The 17,689-nt window shown below is 53.4% G+C and carries 12 protein-coding genes; 5 read left to right on the plus strand and 7 right to left on the minus strand.

Features of this window, described 5'->3' with window-relative positions:
- Positions 1 to 15: 15 nt before the first annotated feature.
- The 4 genes from alaS to aspS all read right to left on the minus strand — a co-directional run bounded on the left by alaS (position 16) and on the right by aspS (position 7,446).
- Positions 16 to 2,682, minus strand: a complete 2,667-nt coding sequence (alaS, locus tag ccrud_RS07905) for an alanine--tRNA ligase (protein WP_066565917.1) — start codon at positions 2,680 to 2,682, stop codon at positions 16 to 18.
- A 114-nt stretch (positions 2,683 to 2,796) separates the two neighbouring features.
- The gene (locus ccrud_RS07910; RefSeq protein WP_066565918.1) at positions 2,797 to 4,176 is read right to left on the minus strand and encodes a replication-associated recombination protein A; all 1,380 of its coding nucleotides are present in this window, start codon (positions 4,174 to 4,176) and stop codon (positions 2,797 to 2,799) included.
- A gap of 64 nt (positions 4,177 to 4,240) precedes the next feature.
- The gene (locus ccrud_RS07915; RefSeq protein WP_066565922.1) at positions 4,241 to 5,440 is read right to left on the minus strand and encodes a phosphotransferase family protein; all 1,200 of its coding nucleotides are present in this window, start codon (positions 5,438 to 5,440) and stop codon (positions 4,241 to 4,243) included.
- Between the two features lie 194 nt (positions 5,441 to 5,634).
- Positions 5,635 to 7,446: an aspartate--tRNA ligase gene (aspS, locus tag ccrud_RS07920; RefSeq protein ID WP_066565927.1), complete on the minus strand. Its 1,812-nt coding sequence runs from the start codon at positions 7,444 to 7,446 to the stop codon at positions 5,635 to 5,637.
- A gap of 242 nt (positions 7,447 to 7,688) precedes the next feature.
- On the opposite strand from aspS, the gene ypfJ reads away from it, so the two are divergent.
- Positions 7,689 to 8,570 carry a KPN_02809 family neutral zinc metallopeptidase gene (gene ypfJ, locus ccrud_RS07925; RefSeq protein ID WP_425394192.1) on the plus strand — a complete coding sequence of 294 codons (882 nt, stop codon included), beginning with the start codon at positions 7,689 to 7,691 and terminating at the stop codon, positions 8,568 to 8,570.
- A 72-nt stretch (positions 8,571 to 8,642) separates the two neighbouring features.
- Here the strand turns inward: ypfJ and ccrud_RS07930 are convergent, their stop codons facing one another.
- From ccrud_RS07930 to ccrud_RS07940, 3 genes are all read right to left on the minus strand, one after another.
- A complete protein-coding gene (locus ccrud_RS07930; protein WP_074025476.1) occupies positions 8,643 to 11,291 on the minus strand; it encodes an SNF2-related protein in 2,649 nt (882 codons plus the stop codon).
- A gap of 372 nt (positions 11,292 to 11,663) precedes the next feature.
- Positions 11,664 to 13,523 (minus strand): YhgE/Pip family protein, encoded by a 1,860-nt coding sequence (locus tag ccrud_RS07935; RefSeq protein WP_066565928.1) that lies wholly within the window; start codon positions 13,521 to 13,523, stop codon positions 11,664 to 11,666.
- Complete coding sequence (locus ccrud_RS07940) at positions 13,523 to 14,173, minus strand: P-loop NTPase family protein (RefSeq protein WP_066565930.1); 651 nt, start codon at positions 14,171 to 14,173, stop codon at positions 13,523 to 13,525. Before ccrud_RS07940 ends, ccrud_RS07935 begins: the two co-directional genes overlap by 1 nt.
- A gap of 112 nt (positions 14,174 to 14,285) precedes the next feature.
- Between ccrud_RS07940 and ccrud_RS07945 the strand changes: the two genes are divergently transcribed.
- The 4 genes from ccrud_RS07945 (at position 14,286) to ccrud_RS07960 (ending at position 17,504) form a co-directional block, all read left to right on the plus strand.
- Positions 14,286 to 14,885, plus strand: coding sequence for a TetR/AcrR family transcriptional regulator (locus tag ccrud_RS07945; protein ID WP_066569722.1), 600 nt, complete (start codon positions 14,286 to 14,288; stop codon positions 14,883 to 14,885).
- Positions 14,869 to 15,585: a hypothetical protein gene (locus ccrud_RS07950; protein WP_066565932.1), complete on the plus strand. Its 717-nt coding sequence runs from the start codon at positions 14,869 to 14,871 to the stop codon at positions 15,583 to 15,585. The genes ccrud_RS07945 and ccrud_RS07950 overlap by 17 nt, the downstream gene beginning before the upstream one ends.
- A gap of 97 nt (positions 15,586 to 15,682) precedes the next feature.
- Positions 15,683 to 16,798 carry a CE1758 family FMN-dependent luciferase-like monooxygenase gene (locus ccrud_RS07955; protein ID WP_066565934.1) on the plus strand — a complete coding sequence of 372 codons (1,116 nt, stop codon included), beginning with the start codon at positions 15,683 to 15,685 and terminating at the stop codon, positions 16,796 to 16,798.
- 25 nt (positions 16,799 to 16,823) lie between these two features.
- Positions 16,824 to 17,504, plus strand: a complete 681-nt coding sequence (locus tag ccrud_RS07960) for an FMN reductase (protein WP_066565935.1) — start codon at positions 16,824 to 16,826, stop codon at positions 17,502 to 17,504.
- Positions 17,505 to 17,689 lie beyond the last annotated feature (185 nt).

The following is a 17,689-nucleotide window of genomic DNA, read 5'->3' on the forward strand; positions in this document are numbered from 1 at the left end:
AATTAATCTCGGTGATTATAGTGCTTCGATCTCAGCACGGACTGCACCAAAGCCAGCTTCCAAACCTGCAATGGTAGCGCCGGAGCCTTGAGCAAGATCAGCCTTACCGCCGCCACGTCCGTCGATGTAGGAGCCAATGAGCTTAACCAAGTTGCCGGAGTGAGCGCCCTTTGCCACAGCTGCCTTGGTAGCTGCTACAACAAATGGGACCTTGCCAGCGTTATCGGAAGCAAGCACCACAACGCCCTCGCGGGCACCGAGCTTATCCTTCAAGGTGGTTGCGATGGTGCGCAGGTCACCAGCGTTGGTGTTGTCCTTGACGCGCAGCAGCAAAGTGCTCACACCAGAGATGTCTTGAGCGTTGTTCAAAAGATCAGCGGTCTGTGCCATCAGCTGCTGGCGGTGCAGAGCTTCAATTTCCTTCTCTGCAGCCTTGAGCTTGTCTACCAATGCAGCAACGCGCTCGGGAAGCTCATCAGAAGAAGCCTTCAGGGAGCTTGCCAGACCTTCTGCCAACGCACGCTCCTTGGAGAGGTAGTTGAAGGAGTTCAGGCCGGAGTAAGCCTCGATGCGGCGGACACCAGAACCAATAGAAGACTCGCCCAACAGTGTTACTGGACCAATCTGAGAAGAGTGATCCACGTGGGTACCACCACAAAGTTCCATGGAGAATGGTCCACCGATTTCCACCATGCGCACGGTGCTGCCGTAGTTTTCGCCGAACAGTGCCATAGCACCCATTGCCTTGGCCTCTTCGAGGGAGGTTTCCATGGTGTTGACAGCCCAGTCAGTATCCACAGCCTCATTGGTGATGGCCTGAATCTGCTCCACCTGTGCTGGAGTCAGCTGATCAGTGTAGTTGAAGTCAAAACGCAGGTAGCCTGGCTTATTCATGGAACCAGCCTGCACCGCAGTTGGTCCAAGAACCTGCCGCAAAGCGGCATGGATCAAGTGGGTTGCGGTGTGTGCCTGGCGTGCAGCATGGCGCCATTGCTTATCGACGCTTGCTACTACTTCATCACCAACCGCGAGTCCACCGTTTGCCACAAGAGCCTTGTGCACCCACAGCTTCTTGCCGATCTTCTGTACATCGTGGACATCCAACACGGTCTCACCAAGAAGGATCTGACCGCGATCGCCTAGCTGTCCACCAGATTCTGCATACATTGGTGAGTGATCAAGGATAACCTCAACCTCTTGGCCTTGCCTAGCCTCAGAAATCTTAGCGCCATCAGCAAGCAAACCAAGCACCTTGGACTGGGAATCCAATTCCTCAAAACCAGTGAAGACAGTTGGGTTGTTATCAACCCATTCGCGGTAGATGCTCAAGTCAGCGTGTCCGTGCTTCTTTGCCTGGCTATCAGCCTTAGCGCGGGAACGCTGCTGCGACATGAGGGAGTCAAAGCCCTCAACATCGACCTCAAGGCCAGCTTCTGCCGCCATTTCCAAAGTCAGATCAATTGGGAAGCCGTAGGTATCGTGCAGTGCGAATGCCTGTGCACCAGCAACAGTGGTAGAACCTGCAGCCTTGATGGAGGTTGCTGCTTCTTCGAACAGATGGGTACCGGAGACCAGAGTCTTCAAGAACGCACGCTCTTCAGTCACTGCAACGCGCATGATGCGCTCACGGTTCTCGGCGATTTCTGGGTAAGACGGAGTCATGGTGTCCATGATCGTGTTCATGAACTGCTCCATGGTCTCACCGGTTGCACCGAGCAGGCGTGCAGAACGGATAATACGGCGGATCAAACGGCGCAGGATATAACCGCGGCCTTCGTTGCCTGGAGTAACGCCATCCAGAATAAGCATCATGCCAGTTCGGGAATGGTCAGCGATCACGCGGAAACGGATATCTGCAACGTTATCGGAACCGTACTTGGTGCCGGTCAGTGCCTGTGCCACATCGATGACTGGGCGCAGCAGGTCAGTTTCGTAGACGTTTTCTACGCCCTGCAAAATGCACGCTACGCGCTCCACACCCATGCCGGTGTCGATGTTCTTCTTTGGCAGATCACCAAGGATTTCAAAGTTATCCTTGCTGATACCCTGGCCGCGTTCCTTTTCCATGAAGACCAAGTTCCAGATCTCCAGGTAACGGTTATCATCAGCAGCTGGGCCACCTTCTTTACCGTACTTCTCGCCACGGTCATAGTAGATCTCAGAGCATGGGCCACACGGTCCTGGAACACCCATGGACCAGTAGTTATCAGCCATGTCCAAACGCTGAATGCGCTCTGCTGGGACACCGATCTTCTTCTCCCAGATCTCTGCTGCCTCGTCATCATCAAGGTAAACAGTGACCCACAGGCGCTCTGGATCTAGGCCATAGCCGCCCTTGTCAACAGAGTTGGTCAGCAAACCCCAAGCATGAGCAATAGCGCCCTCCTTGAAGTACTGGCCGAAGGAGAAGTTACCTGCCATCTGGAAGAAAGTGTTGTGACGGGTGGTGATGCCCACTTCTTCAATATCCAGGGTACGGACGCACTTCTGGATAGAGGTAGCGGTGCCGTTAGCAAAAGGTGGGGTTTGTTGTCCCAAGAAATATGGCTTGAACGGAACCATACCTGCGTTCACGAAGAGCAGGTTAGGGTCATCGAGAATCAGTGACGCACTAGGTACCGCCTGGTGGCCGGCATTGACGAAGTGATTGGTGAAACGCTCCCTGATCTCATGGGTCTGCACAGCGGTATCCTGCCTTAGAACTTCTCGAATTGTTTTAGCGCATGCAAAAAACACACGCCTAAATTGGTCTGTTGGTAACTTTACCCGCCATCACTAGGCGTTGAGCAACCCGGGTTACTTGGTACCACGGATTATGCGGCGGAGTCTTCCAATATACTCTGTAATCCGCTTTTCTCCGCCGTGGGATGTGGGCTGATAATACACTCGGTCACGCAGCTCTTCAGGGAGGTATTCCTGGCGTACCACTCCCCTGGAATCATCATGCGGATAGAGATATCCCACAGCATTGCCCAATTTTTTAGCACCTTCATAATGCCCATCCCGCAAATGAGCAGGAACAGTGCCAATATGCCCCTGTTTCACATCGCTTAACGCAGCATCCATCGCGGTAATCACGGCATTTGATTTAGGGGCAAGCGCCAAATGGATTGTTGCCTGCGCCAAGTTGATGCGAGCTTCCGGCATACCAATTAATTGCACAGCTTGAGCAGCTGCAATGGCTACTTGCATAGCGGTGGGATCAGCCATGCCAATATCTTCACTGGAATGCACCACCAAGCGGCGAGCAATAAACCGTGGATCCTCACCCGCATCGATCATGCGGGCTAAATAGTGCAAAGCTGCATCCACATCTGAGCCTCTAATAGATTTAATCCAGGCACTGACCACGTCATAATGCTGATCACCATCACGGTCATAGCGCACCACTGCCCGGTTAACATTGGCCATCACTGTCTCAATGTCTAGCTCATCGCCATCACCCACTGCTTCTGCCGCGGCTTCAATATAGGTCAAACCACGGCGCGCATCTCCCCCGGCAAGAAGTACCAGCTGATCAATTGCTTCATCCGATGCAGTGATGCGCCCAGCCAAGCCCCGTTCATCTTCTAAAGCTTTGGTGAGCACAGTTTTAATATCTTCATCGCTCAATGATTCCAATTGAAGTATCAACGAGCGCGACAGCAACGGAGAAACCACTGAGAAAGAAGGATTTTCTGTAGTTGCGGCGACAAGTAAAACTATCCGGTTTTCCACTGCAGATAACAAAGCATCTTGCTGAGTTTTGGAAAACCTGTGAACCTCATCGATAAACAACACAGTGCGTTGGCCTAATTGAAGGTCCAAACGAGCACGCTCAATGACAGCGCGGACTTCTTTTACTCCAGAAGACAGCGCGGACATTGCCACAAAACGATCACCAGCTGCTGCAGAAATCAGCGACGCAATGGTGGTTTTTCCCGTACCTGGAGGGCCATACAAAATAACCGAGGCATCTCCTGATCCCTCGATGAGCCGACGCAATGGTCGCCCCTGCCCCAATAAATGTTGCTGTCCAACAACCTCATCTAAATGCCGAGGCCGCATACGAGCCGCAAGCGGAGCATGTCCGCCTGGGTGGAAATACTGCGCAGCAGCTTTTGAATTACTCACGCTGCTGGAGTTGCCTGCGGATCCCGGTGTTTCGGGTGTGTCAAAAAGTGAATCCTGGGCCATAGTGGACAGGTTAGTCGCTTGGACTAAAAACCCAAGCAACTAGCTCTTGCCTAATCCCATTTAACTAGTCCCGTTTAATAAACAGGCGCACGGCATCATCTGCGAAGCGAGCAACTTCTGGGAAACGTGCATCCAAGCCACGAGCAGCGAATCTTTGCAAAGCTTCAAAAGTTTCATGTAGATCCTGCTGAATCAACACATCGTCTTCAATAGGTCCCTGAACTATTAAGCCATCAAGATTAGAAAGATCAAGCGTAGTGCTTCCGTCTTCAGAGACATGTAGCAGGTTCAGCATGCCGCTAATGGAACCAAGCTTCATGAACGCCACGCTAGATAATGCCCAGCCGATCAATGCTGTCACAATACGAGCCTGCAGGCGTTCCTCGTTGTTAACATTGGGCCAAATTCCTCGCACTTCTTGGACCCACGCTTCGATGAGTTCATCAACTTCATCATCAGAAATAGGGCTGCTGAAAATAAACTGCGGGAAGCCGGCAATCACGCAGGCAACATCAAAGGTGGCATCCCTAAAACCAGCGACTTCATAGTCTAAGAAATGGGTGCGCTCAGCGACAATGATGTTGTCAGGAGACAAGTCAAAAGGAGTAAAAGCACGGTGACGGCCAGTAATCAGGCGACGTTTAGCAACTCGCGCAAATTCTTCCACTACTTCTGGGACGACAACGCCAGCATCAATAAGAATCTTCTTGCCCACATCGATAGCAGCCGGTAGTAATCTATCGCGGTTTTTCTGCATCTCTGCGGTAGCTGGGTATTTTGCCAGCATGCGGGTGAGCAAAATATTAAAGTCATCTTCGCGGTCTGCGGTAGCGGCATGCAAACTGCCCAAAGATTGTCCAAGGTTACGCAGAATCTGCATGCGTTGATCCCCTGTGCGCTGGTTTAAGAGCTCTGCAAAGGTATCGCCGTTGCCAGAATCTGAGATCACAATGATGCGCTGATCAATATCATGCGCCAAAATGACTGGCCCTGGACGGACATCTTCAGATAAAGAGGTAGTGAATTGATAAGACACAATTTCACGGAGCAAGGCTGAATCATCAAAGACATCATCAGTGCTCGGCACGTATTTTAAGACGACGGAACGCTGTTGGAGGAATGGGGAGTTTGCCACTCTAGCGCGCAGCACTGCTGAGGTGCCAGAACCGCTCAGCTGCTCCACATCAGAAAGTGTTTGTACACCGCCGTAGCGCTTAGACAGCAGGTCTTCTGCAATCGCAACAATTTCTTCGTGGCTCAGCATGGGCTTTCTCCTTATTACATCCGCCAACAAGCGTTGAACAGGACCCCTTGGTTTACCTGTTCTTCTAACTCCCGATTAACAATCAATGAACTTGATTGCCGGGCAGCTAAACTTTCCTCTTTCTATGGTACAGAGCACCATAGAAAGTAGGGGTGATTTGAATAACTTCACCCCTACTATTTACCTTTTGCTATTTAAAGCGCAGGTGCCTCAGCTTGCGCTTCAGCCTTTGGCTTTGGCTTAGCATCGATTCCGGCTTCCTTACGCTGCTGTGGAGTAATAGCGGCAGGAGCTTCAGTCAGTGGGTCAATTCCGCCACCGGACTTAGGGAATGCAATGACGTCACGGATGGAGTCGAAGCCACCCAGCAGGGAGACAATGCGGTCCCAACCAAATGCGATTCCGCCGTGAGGAGGAGCGCCGAATGCGAAAGCGTCAAGCAAGAAGCCGAACTTCTCACGTGCCTCATCGCCGGAGATGCCCATGACCTCGAAAACGCGTTCCTGGATGTCACGCTGGTGGATACGGATGGAACCGCCACCGATTTCGTTGCCGTTGCAGACGATGTCGTATGCATAAGCAAGTGCTTCACCTGGGTTGGTGTCAAAGTTGTCCAGGAACTCTGGCTTTGGTGAGGTGAATGCGTGGTGTACTGCGGTCCACTTGGAGTTACCCAGTGCAACGTCACCGGATGCGGTGGCATCTGCTGCTGGCTCGAACATTGGAGCATCGACGATCCAGGTGAAAGCCCAGTCGCCTTCCTTGATCAGGTCAAGCTTCTTGGCGATCTCGCCACGAGCTGCACCGAGCAGTGCGCGGGAAGACTTGGTATCGCCTGCCGCGAAGAAGATACAGTCGCCTGGCTCTGCGCCAACGTGTGCAGCAATGCCAGCGCGCTCTGTCTCGGTGATGTTCTTAGCAACTGGTCCAGCAAGCTCGCCATCTTCGCCAACGAGGATGTATGCAAGGCCCTTTGCGCCACGCTGCTTTGCCCAGTCCTGCCATGCATCAAGCTGACGACGTGGCTGGGATGCGCCACCTTTCATGACAACTGCACCGACGTATTCGTTCTTGAATACGCGGAAAGAGGTCTCCTGGAAGAACTCGGTGCACTCGGTGATTTCAATGTCGAAGCGCAGGTCTGGCTTATCAGAGCCGTAGCGACGCATGGCATCTGCGTAGGTCATGCGTGGGATTGGAGAGGTGATCTCGTATCCGATGAGCTTCCAGACCTCGGTGAGGATCTGCTCAGCTAATGCAATGACATCGTCTTGATCAACGAAGGACATTTCTACGTCGAGCTGGGTGAACTCCGGCTGGCGGTCTGCACGGAAATCCTCATCGCGGTAGCAACGAGCGATCTGGTAGTAGCGTTCCATGCCTGCCACCTGCAGCAGCTGCTTGAACAGCTGTGGGGACTGTGGCAATGCGTAGAAAGTGCCTGGGCGCAGACGAGCTGGAACCAGGAAGTCACGCGCGCCTTCTGGGGTGGAGCGAGTCAAGGTTGGAGTCTCGATTTCAGTGAAATCGTGGTTGTCCAGCACGGTACGTGCAGCCTTGTTCGCAGCAGAGCGCAGGCGCAGTGCGTTAGCCTGAACTGGACGACGCAGGTCCAGGTAGCGGTACTTCAAACGGGTCTCTTCGCCGACTTCACCAGCAGAGGAGGAATCCTCGATCTGGAATGGAAGTGGCGCGGACTCGTTGAGTACCTCGAATTCAGTGACAGAAACTTCAATGTCACCGGATGCCAAGTTAGGGTTCTGGGAACCTTCTGGACGCTCTTCGACAACGCCAGTAATACGAAGGACGAATTCGCTGCGCAGTGCGTGTGCACGCTCAGCTACATCCTCATTACGGAAAACAACCTGGGCAATGCCAGTACGGTCGCGAAGATCGATGAAGATCACGCCACCGTGGTCACGGCGACGGTTGACCCAGCCGGTCAGGGTAACTGACTGGCCTGCGTTTTCTTTACGAAGCTCGCCTGAGAGATGAGTGCGCAGCACGTTGGTGGAAGTCCTTCCGCTTGATTTGATCAGTCCTTAGGTTTCTGGAGCCTTAAAAATACACATTGAGCGCATAAAGACCGAGTTTTGAGTCCAGAAACAGACAACACACGCATTGTACCCGCCGTTGGGTTCGCCTTAAACCTTGAGTGGTTTAAATAAGTCCGCAGATTTTCAAATGCTTCCATTTTGTTACGTGCAAAGTGCTCTGTTTTACTACCTAATGTGCCATGATTTCATTCATGACGTTTCGTGGAGATGTAACTCGATCAGGCGGAAGCGCCCGCAAAAGTGGCGGCGGCCGTGGTATGGCAGTCGGAGGCGGCATCGGTGGCCTCCTCATCGTTGGTCTTTTCTTGTTGCTCGGTGGAAACCCAGGCGAGATTGATCAAATCCTCGGTGGAGATCAAGGCCAGGTGGAATCCGGTGAGGCTGGCAATTTTGATCATTGCCAGACTGGTGAAGATGCCAACACCAATGATGATTGCCGTTTGTACTACACCAGCTTCTCCGTGAATGAGATGTGGGCTGAAGTGCTTCCTGCACAGGCTGGCATCGAATATGTTGAACCAACCTTGTCCCTCTTCCAAAACACCACGCAGTCCGGTTGTGGCGCGGCTTCTGCAGCCACCGGCCCGTTCTATTGCCCTGCTGACCAAGATGCTTATTTTGATCTGACTTTCTTTGAGCAGATGCGCCAATTCGGTGCGGAAAATGCTCCGCTCGCCCAGATGTACATTGTGGCGCATGAGTACGGCCACCATATTCAAAACCTGGAAGGCACCCTCGGCCTGTCCAACTACAACGATCCAGGCGCTGAGTCTAACGCGGTCAAGATAGAACTGCAGGCAGATTGCTACGCAGGTATCTGGGCAAACCACGCCGATAAGGGCGCGGATGCCATGCTCGAGCCCATCACTGAATCAGAGTTGGACTCCGCGCTTACAGCAGCAAGCGCTGTGGGCGATGACAATATTCAAAAGCGCTCCGGTGGCGAAGTCAATCCAGAGAGCTGGACCCACGGTTCCTCACAGCAGCGCAAAGACGCTTTCCTCGCCGGCTACAACACCGGCCAGATGAGCTCCTGCGATTTCCTCCAGCGAGGCGCATACCAAGACGCTTAAAACATTGCTTTTCGACGCTTGACCCCAACCGTCAATATCACCGGCCACCCAACTTATGGGATGGCCGGTTTTTTATTTATCTGTTATGCCTAAACGTGCGCGTTCCTCATCAATAACACGTGCTGCTAATTGGGATTCGGTGATATCCACAGCATCGGGAATCTCTGCAGTTTCAGAAAGTCTTGCATAGACATCAAAGATATGGGTCTTGCCTGCCAAGATTACCAGCATCCGTTCATCGGCAGTTTCATCACCGATAAGGCGATGGACTTGCACGGTGGCGGTTTGTCCCATGCGGTGCACTCGTGCGACAGCTTGTTGTTCGATGGTGGGCTTTACTTGGGGTTCACAAATAATACACAAAGATGCCGATTGAATATTCAGTCCAACTCCCCCGGCAGTAATTTGTGCGATGAGGGCGGAGCCAGGCTTCGATTGGGATAAGGCGTCGACAAGCTCTTGGCGCTTGGTGGCTGGCACCTCGCCGGAAATGCGGCCGACCACCCGCTCGCCGAGGTGGTTTTCCAGCTCATCCAGCACGTCGAGGAAATAGGTAAAGATGAGCGCTTTGCGGCCATGTTCTTCCGCTTCATCAAGAAGTTCGAGGATGCGTTGCATTTTTGCAGACGCGCGCCGGGGCGCTGGTGAGAGCATGGCAGAGCGGCGCATACCCATCCAACTCCCCTGCCGAACTTGTTCATCATAGGCACTGCGGTCTTCTGCAGTGAGATCAATCCAATCAATGGAATCGGTACGCTCAGGAAGTTCGTCAAGCACATCAGCTTGATTTCTGCGCAAATACGCGGGCGCAATGCGTTCGCGGAAGTTCTCCGCCTGCATTTTAGCCATCCCGCGAGTAATCAGATCGGGCTGGATATAGCGCACCAAATTAACAAATTCCTCTACCTTGTTTTCCAGTGGCGTACCTGTCATCAACAAGGCGTAAGGCGCGGCATCAATGAGTCGGCGCAAGGCTTGAGTGCGTTTGGTCGCCGGGTTTTTAATCATGTGCGCTTCATCAGCAATCACCAAGCCTGGCGAGGGAATGTCCATAGCGCGAACGCCGTCGTAGGTGCAGACCGCAATGCCGTTGGTTTCTGACCACGCGTTGATCGCCTGTTGTTTGTTGTCTCCGTGGGCGATGAATACCGGGAGGTTGGTAAAGCGGGTGCATTCGCGTGTCCAGTTGACGATGACGGAGGCGGGTACGACGACGAGGGTGCGGAAGTCTTTTTCCGTGGCGCTCAGGTGTGCTGCGGTGGAGATGGCTTGGACTGTTTTGCCGAGTCCCATGTCATCGCCGAGAAGCACTTTCTTTTGAATGATGGCAAAACGTGCGCCGAAGGATTGGTATCCGCGGAGGTGCAGGTCGGTGATGTGAGTTTTGTTAAGGGTGAGTTCTCTAATTTTTTGGAGGGTAGTGGCGTCGAGGAGTTCATCGGCGCCCTCGATGTCTCTGCCCAGCAGTGTGGAGAGCAAGCCTTGGTAGTGCGCTGGGCGGGTGAGGTAGTCATCCCAGATGTCTGCGGGTGGGGTGGTGATTGTTTGTGGGTGGAAGAGGTTGGGGTTGGCATCTACCCACCGCAGATCATCGGTGAAGTGGTTGAAGTCCTCAGTTGCTGGGTTGATGACGATATAGGGATCAATGCTTGGTGGGATGTGTTCTACATAGTCAATGACACGGCTGCGGCGAGCGCGTTCTTCGGGCGTGATGGCTTCGGTTTGATCAAAGCGGGCCAGCACGTTTATCAAACGCATGGCGGGCGTGGTGGGTTCTTCACCGATAGTGGAGGTGTGTTGTCGGCTCAGTGCTTCTTGTTTCAGGGTTTCAGCTGCCGCTTTCATGCGTTGTGCGGTTTGCTGGCCAATACCTTGCACAGTGGTGAGGATGGACGTGTGGGTTTTCAGCACATCGGCAACAGTTACTACCCGAATGGACTCAAGTGATCCGAAGCGAAGCCTGTGATCAGTGACAGTGCGGAGCGCATCAATGGGGAGTTGTTCTAGAAGTATCTGAACGCGGAGCTCATTGATGGATCCCAGGAGCTTTTCAGCTTCTGCCTTGAGTCGATATTCCGAGTTGGGATCTTGGGCATAGCGTTGGACTACCCGGCGCGCCTGAGCAAGGGTTGCACCGTCCCAGGTGTCAAAGCTGGGGTGTGTCAGGTCTAGAGCTGTGGCGAGCAGGTGTTGCGCGTGTTCTATATAGCGCTCCCCTGTTCCGTGGATCCCGGGTAATACTGCAACACCTTGTTGTTGGCGGGTATGCGCGGTACCGGCGCCTTCGAGTATTCGAGAGACAACACGTGTGGCTTCTGCGTTCTCATCGAGTTTGACCATGAGGTCAAATGCGGCTTGATCACCCGCTTGGACTTTGGCGGGGTTGAAAAGTCTGCGGAACATGCCGCCTTGGCCTTCGTTGATGGTGCTTACAAGGCGTGGAAGCACGGCAGTAGACGCGATGAAGTCTGTGAGGGTTGCTTGTGTATTAAGGCCCTCGAGGAAGACGGTGACGTAAAGGTTGTCAGGCCAGGTGATATTGCGAGCTGGGATCAGATAAGTATCTATCCCCAGTGTTCCTTTATCGCCTATTCGGACTGCGCTGGGTGCTTTGAGGAGCCGAAGCAGATGGTTTGCTTGTTCAGCAAGCCCAATGGTGTGTTGTGCTCTGTTGAGTAATCCAGATATTTGTGCCCGGTCCATAGCGTTTGATTGTGCCATTAACCCATATAGACCGGGGCGGAAGGAAGAAACTTAGATGTTGAGTTCTGGGGCAATAAGAACATCACGATTGCCGGTATCACCTCGCTGGGGATTCGATTATCCCTCTATACACATCGGTTACACTTCAATTAATCATTAAGCCCGCACCAGTACTCCTGGGCGCGGGCTTAATACCTTTCTAAGCATGACATTGCCTCGACAAGGCTGCTCATGAAAGGGACCATCCGATCCAGCAACCTCCACGAATAACTGGAGTTCCCTTACATCACGAAATAACCTACAATTCCAACCAACATGGCCGGCCCTCCCTTTTCACGGGGATATGGGCCGGTTTTTCCATTTCAACGCTGATGACTCTGCATGAGCATCTTAGATGTTGAGTTCTGGGTGGTAGTCCTTCATCCGGAGCACTTTGTTTGTTCTATTGGCCAGGGTGGAGATGGTGAACATGAGTACCCAAACGAAAAGAAGTACCCAGATTGCTTGCATAAAGCGGGGGTCTGCGGATGGTGTCTGATTGAAGATCATTTGGCGCAGGAGGTTGACTGCGTAGGTGATGGGGTCATAGGTGTGAAACCAGGTGAAAAATGCTGGTTGTGTTTCTGGAGGGTAGAGGCCTCCGGAGGCAACTAGCTGGAAGGACATCATGATGATGGAGAGTACTCGTCCGGCAGATGGTCCGGCGAGGTTATTGAACATGTGGGTAATCGAGATAAACACCCAGGAGATGCCGACCATGGAGAGCCAGAGTCCCACGGGGTGCGCAGGTGCCAGGTCCAGGAAGAAGTAAAGCACTACCCACATGATGGTTGCTTGTCCCAGTCCTAGAACAGCTGCTGGCAGATAACTTGCCAAGGTGCTGCGGAAGCCGCCCATGCGAGAGTCAAGTGCACGTCGGCTCAGAGGATGCAGGAGCATCCAGGTCACGGTGGCGCCCATGAAGAGTCCTACCACCATGAAAAATGGGGCAAGTCCGATGCCAAAGAGCGGAGAGATATCCCCTGCTTGTTGTGTATCAACTGGGGTGGTGATGGTGGTGTCTGCACCATCGGCAAATGCGGGGACTTGGCCTGCGCCATCGCTAAGTTTCAGCGCGAGCTGATTGGATCCTTCATCGAGCTGTACGGTGCCATCGCGCAGTGCTTGTGCACCCACAACAAGCTGCTGGGAGCCTGTGGCTAGCTGGCTTGTGCCATCTGCGAGGGTGCGGGCACCAATGCTGAGTTGGCTGGAACCATCTTTTAAGGTGCTTAAGCCTGTGGCTAGTTGCTGGGATGCACTGACTGCTGAGTCCACACCGGAACGGTAGGTGCTAGAGGGATCAGAGAGTTCAGAGGCGATGGTGGCAGCGCCATCGCGCAGGGTAAGCAGCTGAGTATTGATATCGGGAACAAGTGCGGTCAGCGGTGCGACTTGATCCACCAGTTGACCAACTCCATCTGATACTTGGGTAGCACCTTGGCCTAGTTGGTCAGTACCGGCGGACAGGCCGGTCAGGCCGTCGGCAAGCGTCTGGCTGCCTGAAGCTGCGGAGGCAAGGCCGGTGTCGAGCTGGCTGGCGCCGTCGGCAAGCGATTGCGCTCCGGTATTGGCACTGGCGATGCCCTCACTCAAGGTGACTGCGCCATCAGCAAGCTGGACAGCGCCTTCATTGGCGGAACCCAGGCCATCACTGAGCACGGTCGCGCCATCGGCTGCTTGGTTCATGCCCTCGCCGATGGTGGAGAAACCAACGAGCATATTATCCACGATGCGTACGCCAAACTCGGAGTCCATCGTGTTGACTACTTGGTTGACCACCTGATTGCCCAGCATGGAGGCGATGAAGCCATTGCTGTTGTTAAACACGGCATTCACCGTGGCAGGTGCCGGAGAATCGCTGGTGACACTAGCGATGGAATCACTGAAATCTTGCGGGATCTCAATGCCAAAATAGTAGGTGCCATCATTAATACCCGCACGGGCTTCTTCAGCGCTGACTTCAATGAACTTGATATTGTCCTGCTCCAGGAGATTTTCCACGACCTGCGCGCCGGCATCAAGCTCTCCCTCATCCACATTGACCACAGCCACGGGTAGCTTAGACAGCCCGCCAATCGGGTCATAGTACGCGGAGACAAACACACCGCCGAACAACAACGGCAGCAGCATGACCACAACAAAGCCCAAAGGCGGGAGTTTTCCCCGGCCAAAGCGCTTTAATTCAGAACCAAAATGTAGAAATGCCATTAGTTTCTCGCCCCCGTGACGGTGTGTGCGATATCTGCCAGGCCATCGCTATCTGGATTGGTGGACACAATCACCACAGGCAGCTCGCGTGAGAGGTCTTTGAGTGCGCGCACAATATCCGTGCGCACCTCCATGCTGCGCACCTGGTCGGGATCATCCACAACCAGCAGTTGCGCATCCGGCCGCGACAATAGCGCCAGCGCAATGCGCAACTTAAAGCGCTCCAGCACGCTGAGCTCACCAATAAGGGTTTGCGGATTCAGGTTGAGGCCAAGCTGCTTTTCGACGTCCACCCACCGCCCGGCATCATCAATGTCGCGGGGCACCATCAGGTACCAGGGGCTTGACCACGCGAGGTGTTCACGCACAACGGTGCGCACGCTCACGAGGCGTTCCAAAGAGTCAATTTCTGTCACACCGGCCAACGCGATGTGTTTAGCCAAACCCGAAGCTTTGGTTGGGGCGCCATGCAGCTCAATGCTTCCGGTGGTGGCACGCATGCGCCCGGATAGCACCAAAGAAAATGAGCTAGATTGCGATTCACGCCCAGTAACAAGCATGGTGAGACCGCTGCCAGGGGCAATCTCAACATCAGCGAACGCAGTGCCACGAATGGAGAGCCCGGAGCTTCTCAAAAAAGGGGTATTCATGTATCTTCTTCCGTAAGTGGAGGAATTACTATCAGTTAACGGAAGTTATTCTAAGACCACAACCACCCCCGCTGTCAACTAAAAGACTTTTAAAGCCATGAAGGGCACCGCCATGAGAGCAGATGCACGTAAACGCCGCGAACACATCATCACCACAACATGCGAGCTCTACCGCACCCACCACCACGATTCACTCACGATGGACAACATTGCAGAAGCTGCAGGCGTGGGCATTGCCACCCTGTACCGCAATTTCCCCGACCGCTTCGCCCTAGACATGGCCTGCGCCCACTACCTGTTCACCGTGGTGATCTCCTGGCAAGAACAAGCCATCAACACTTTCCCCACCAACCCGGCGCGCGTGTGGACCTCCTTCAACCAGACCCTTTTCGATAAAGGTTTAGGCTCTCTGGTCCCAGCATTAGCCCCAGAATCACTAGATGAGTTACCTGAAGATATCTCCGCGCTTCGCCAAACCACGGAAGACAATATCGCCACACTCATTGGGCTAGCGAAAGAGCAGGGATTAGTACACGCCAATATCACTCCAGGCACATACATTCTCGGATTAATTACTATTTCCCGCCCACCGATTACCGCCCTCGCCACTATCTCCACTAATTCTCACGCCCCATTACTGGGTCTTTATCTCTCTGGCCTGAAGCATGGCGCGATGGCAACTAGCATCGGGAAACATGACGAACACCCCTGATTTAGCAGTATCTTTTTTAGCCGCCTTCAATGACATCGAAGCTCATCTCCGCATACAACTGCGAGCCAAACGCTCCGATAGTTTCCGGTGGATGGTGCGCATTGCCGAGAAACAGCACCTGATCTCCAAGGAACATGCTGAAACGCTCGATGCTTTTGCCGAACTGCGCAATGCCATTAGCCACGGCCAATACAATGATCTACGCCCGATCGCCGATCCCCGCCCCGACACGGTAGAAGCCATTGAGAAGATCCGCTCGCTTCTTCTCAATCCACCTATAGCCCTAGATGTCTTACCTGAGCAGAAAGTACAGTCTTTCCGGCTGAATGATCCAATCAATAAAGCTCTAGACATTGTCCGCACAACAGAGATCTCCCAGTTTCCCATCTATGACGGATCTGAATATGTGGCACTGCTAACCACCAACACGATCGCCCGCTGGGTCGCTTCCGATCTACATGACAACGCACAACTTGATGCGCGCTCCATTAAAGAAGTGCTGGACTATGCAGAATCTTCTGACACGGCAGTCTTTTTACCGCGAACCTCAACAGCCCAAGAAATTATCGACATCATGACAGGACCCAAGCTCCCCTGGTCAGTGATCTTGACGGAGCACGGTAAACAACATCAGAAACCACTGAGGGTTGTCACCGGCCGAGACATGCGCGCCCTATTGGAATTGCTCAAGATTTACTAGTAAACAATGACAGGTTTTGTTGACACGTACACTAAATAATGCTAGTTTGGTGACATATCAACAACTTACTTAATTAGTTAATGAGAAGGAACACACCATGCAATTCGGAATTTTCACCATTGGCGATGTCACAGTAGACCCAACCACCGGCAAAGCTCCCACAGAGGGTGAACGCATCCACGCGATGACCCAAATCGCACTTAAGGCAGAAGAAGTTGGCCTTGATGTCTTTGCTACCGGCGAGCACCACAACCCACCATTTGTACCTTCCTCCCCAACTACTCACCTGGCCTACATTGCAGCCAAAACCGAAAAGCTTCTCCTCTCCACCTCCACCACACTGATCACCACCAATGATCCAGTAAAAATCGCTGAAGATTATGCCTTCCTCCAGCACCTTTCCGGTGGTCGCGTTGATCTTATGATGGGCCGTGGCAACACCGGACCTGTTTACCCATGGTTTGGTAAAGATATCCGCCAAGGCATCCCACTAGCTATTGAGAACTACCACCTTCTCCGCCAGCTATGGCGTGAAGATGTCGTCAACTGGCAGGGTAAGTTCCGCACACCGTTGCAGGGTTACACCTCTACCCCAGCTCCACTTGATGGCGTGGCACCATTCGTCTGGCACGGTTCTATCCGTTCCACTGAAATTGCAGAACAGGCTGCCTTCTACGGTGATGGCTTCTTCCACAACAATATCTTCTGGAACAAAGAACACACCGCGCAAATGGTTAACCTCTACCGCCAGCGCTTCGAGTTCTACGGACACGGCCAAGCAGACCAAGCCATCGTCGGCCTTGGTGGCCAGGTCTTCATTGGAGACAGTGAAGAAGAAGCAAAAAAGACTTTCCGCCCATACTTCGACAACGCACCTGTGTACGGACATGGACCTTCCCTCGAAGACTTCTCCAGGCTTACTCCACTAACAGTGGGCACTGCGGAACAAGTTATTGAACGCACCATGGAATTCGCCGATTGGGTGGGCGATTACCAGCGCCAGCTCTTCCTCATGGACCACGCCGGCCTCCCACTCGAGATGGTCCTCGACCAGATCGAACGCTTGGGCCGCGATGTTGTCCCAGAGGTACGCCGCCGCATGGAAGAGCGTCGCCCCGACCACGTGCCATCTAACCCGCCAACCCACCAGAGCTTGAAGTCCAACCGGAACAGCCCACACTTCCAGATCAACCCCGGCCAGCCCGCAGAATAAGCTAGATATCAACTAAGGAGACATAATGCGAAAACTCACAGTTGTTACTGCAGGCCTATCCAACCCCTCTACCACCCGCACAGTAGCTGACCAACTAACAAAGGCAGTCCAAACAGCAGTATCGGCGCGAGGTGAATCCCTCGATATCGAAGTCATTGAAATCAGAGATCTCATCTTCGACCTCGCCACCTCATTTACCAGTGCAGGTATGAGCTCTCCCGCGCTAGATGCTGCAAAGGAGCGCCTGGCCAACTCAGATGGCTTGATCGCAGTTACCCCGATCTTCAGCGCAAGCTACTCCGGCATTTTCAAAATGTTCTTTGATGTTCTAGACCCTAAAACCATCGTTGGTTTGCCCACCATCATCGCAGCATCCGCCGGAACAGCGCGCCATTCTTTGGTACTCGATCACGCCATCCGCCCACTGTTCACCTACCTTCGCGCAGTGGTAGTGCCCACAGGTGTATTTGCGGCCACCGAAGATTTCGGCACCGAAGCCGGCGCAGACTTTGAGCGCCGCGTCAACCGTGCTGCTGGCGAACTAGCCACCCTCATGCTGCAGGATTACTCCAGCGTTGAGGGACTGGGAGGCGCAACTGCCAACCAAGACGCCGGACTCTCCTACCGCCGTACCACCGGTGTGGCACCAGGAGAAAACTTCAACAGCTTTGCGGATCTGCTCAAAGGCCACGACGGCAACGGATAGCTCCAACTATGCACACACCCCTCTCAGTCGCTCAGACGAGCATCTAGGAGGGGCTCTTTTTTGGGGTGTTTGCGACTGTTGGGAATCTGGTGCGAAAATCCGTTCCAAATGCCTGGCGGTCCGCGAAAATGGAACGAAGATTTGCACCAAACTGTCAGCGGGATGCAAATTTTCGTTCCATTCCG

The sequence above is a fragment of the Corynebacterium crudilactis genome (assembly GCF_001643015.1).
GTDB classification, from domain to species: Bacteria; Actinomycetota; Actinomycetes; order Mycobacteriales; family Mycobacteriaceae; genus Corynebacterium; species Corynebacterium crudilactis.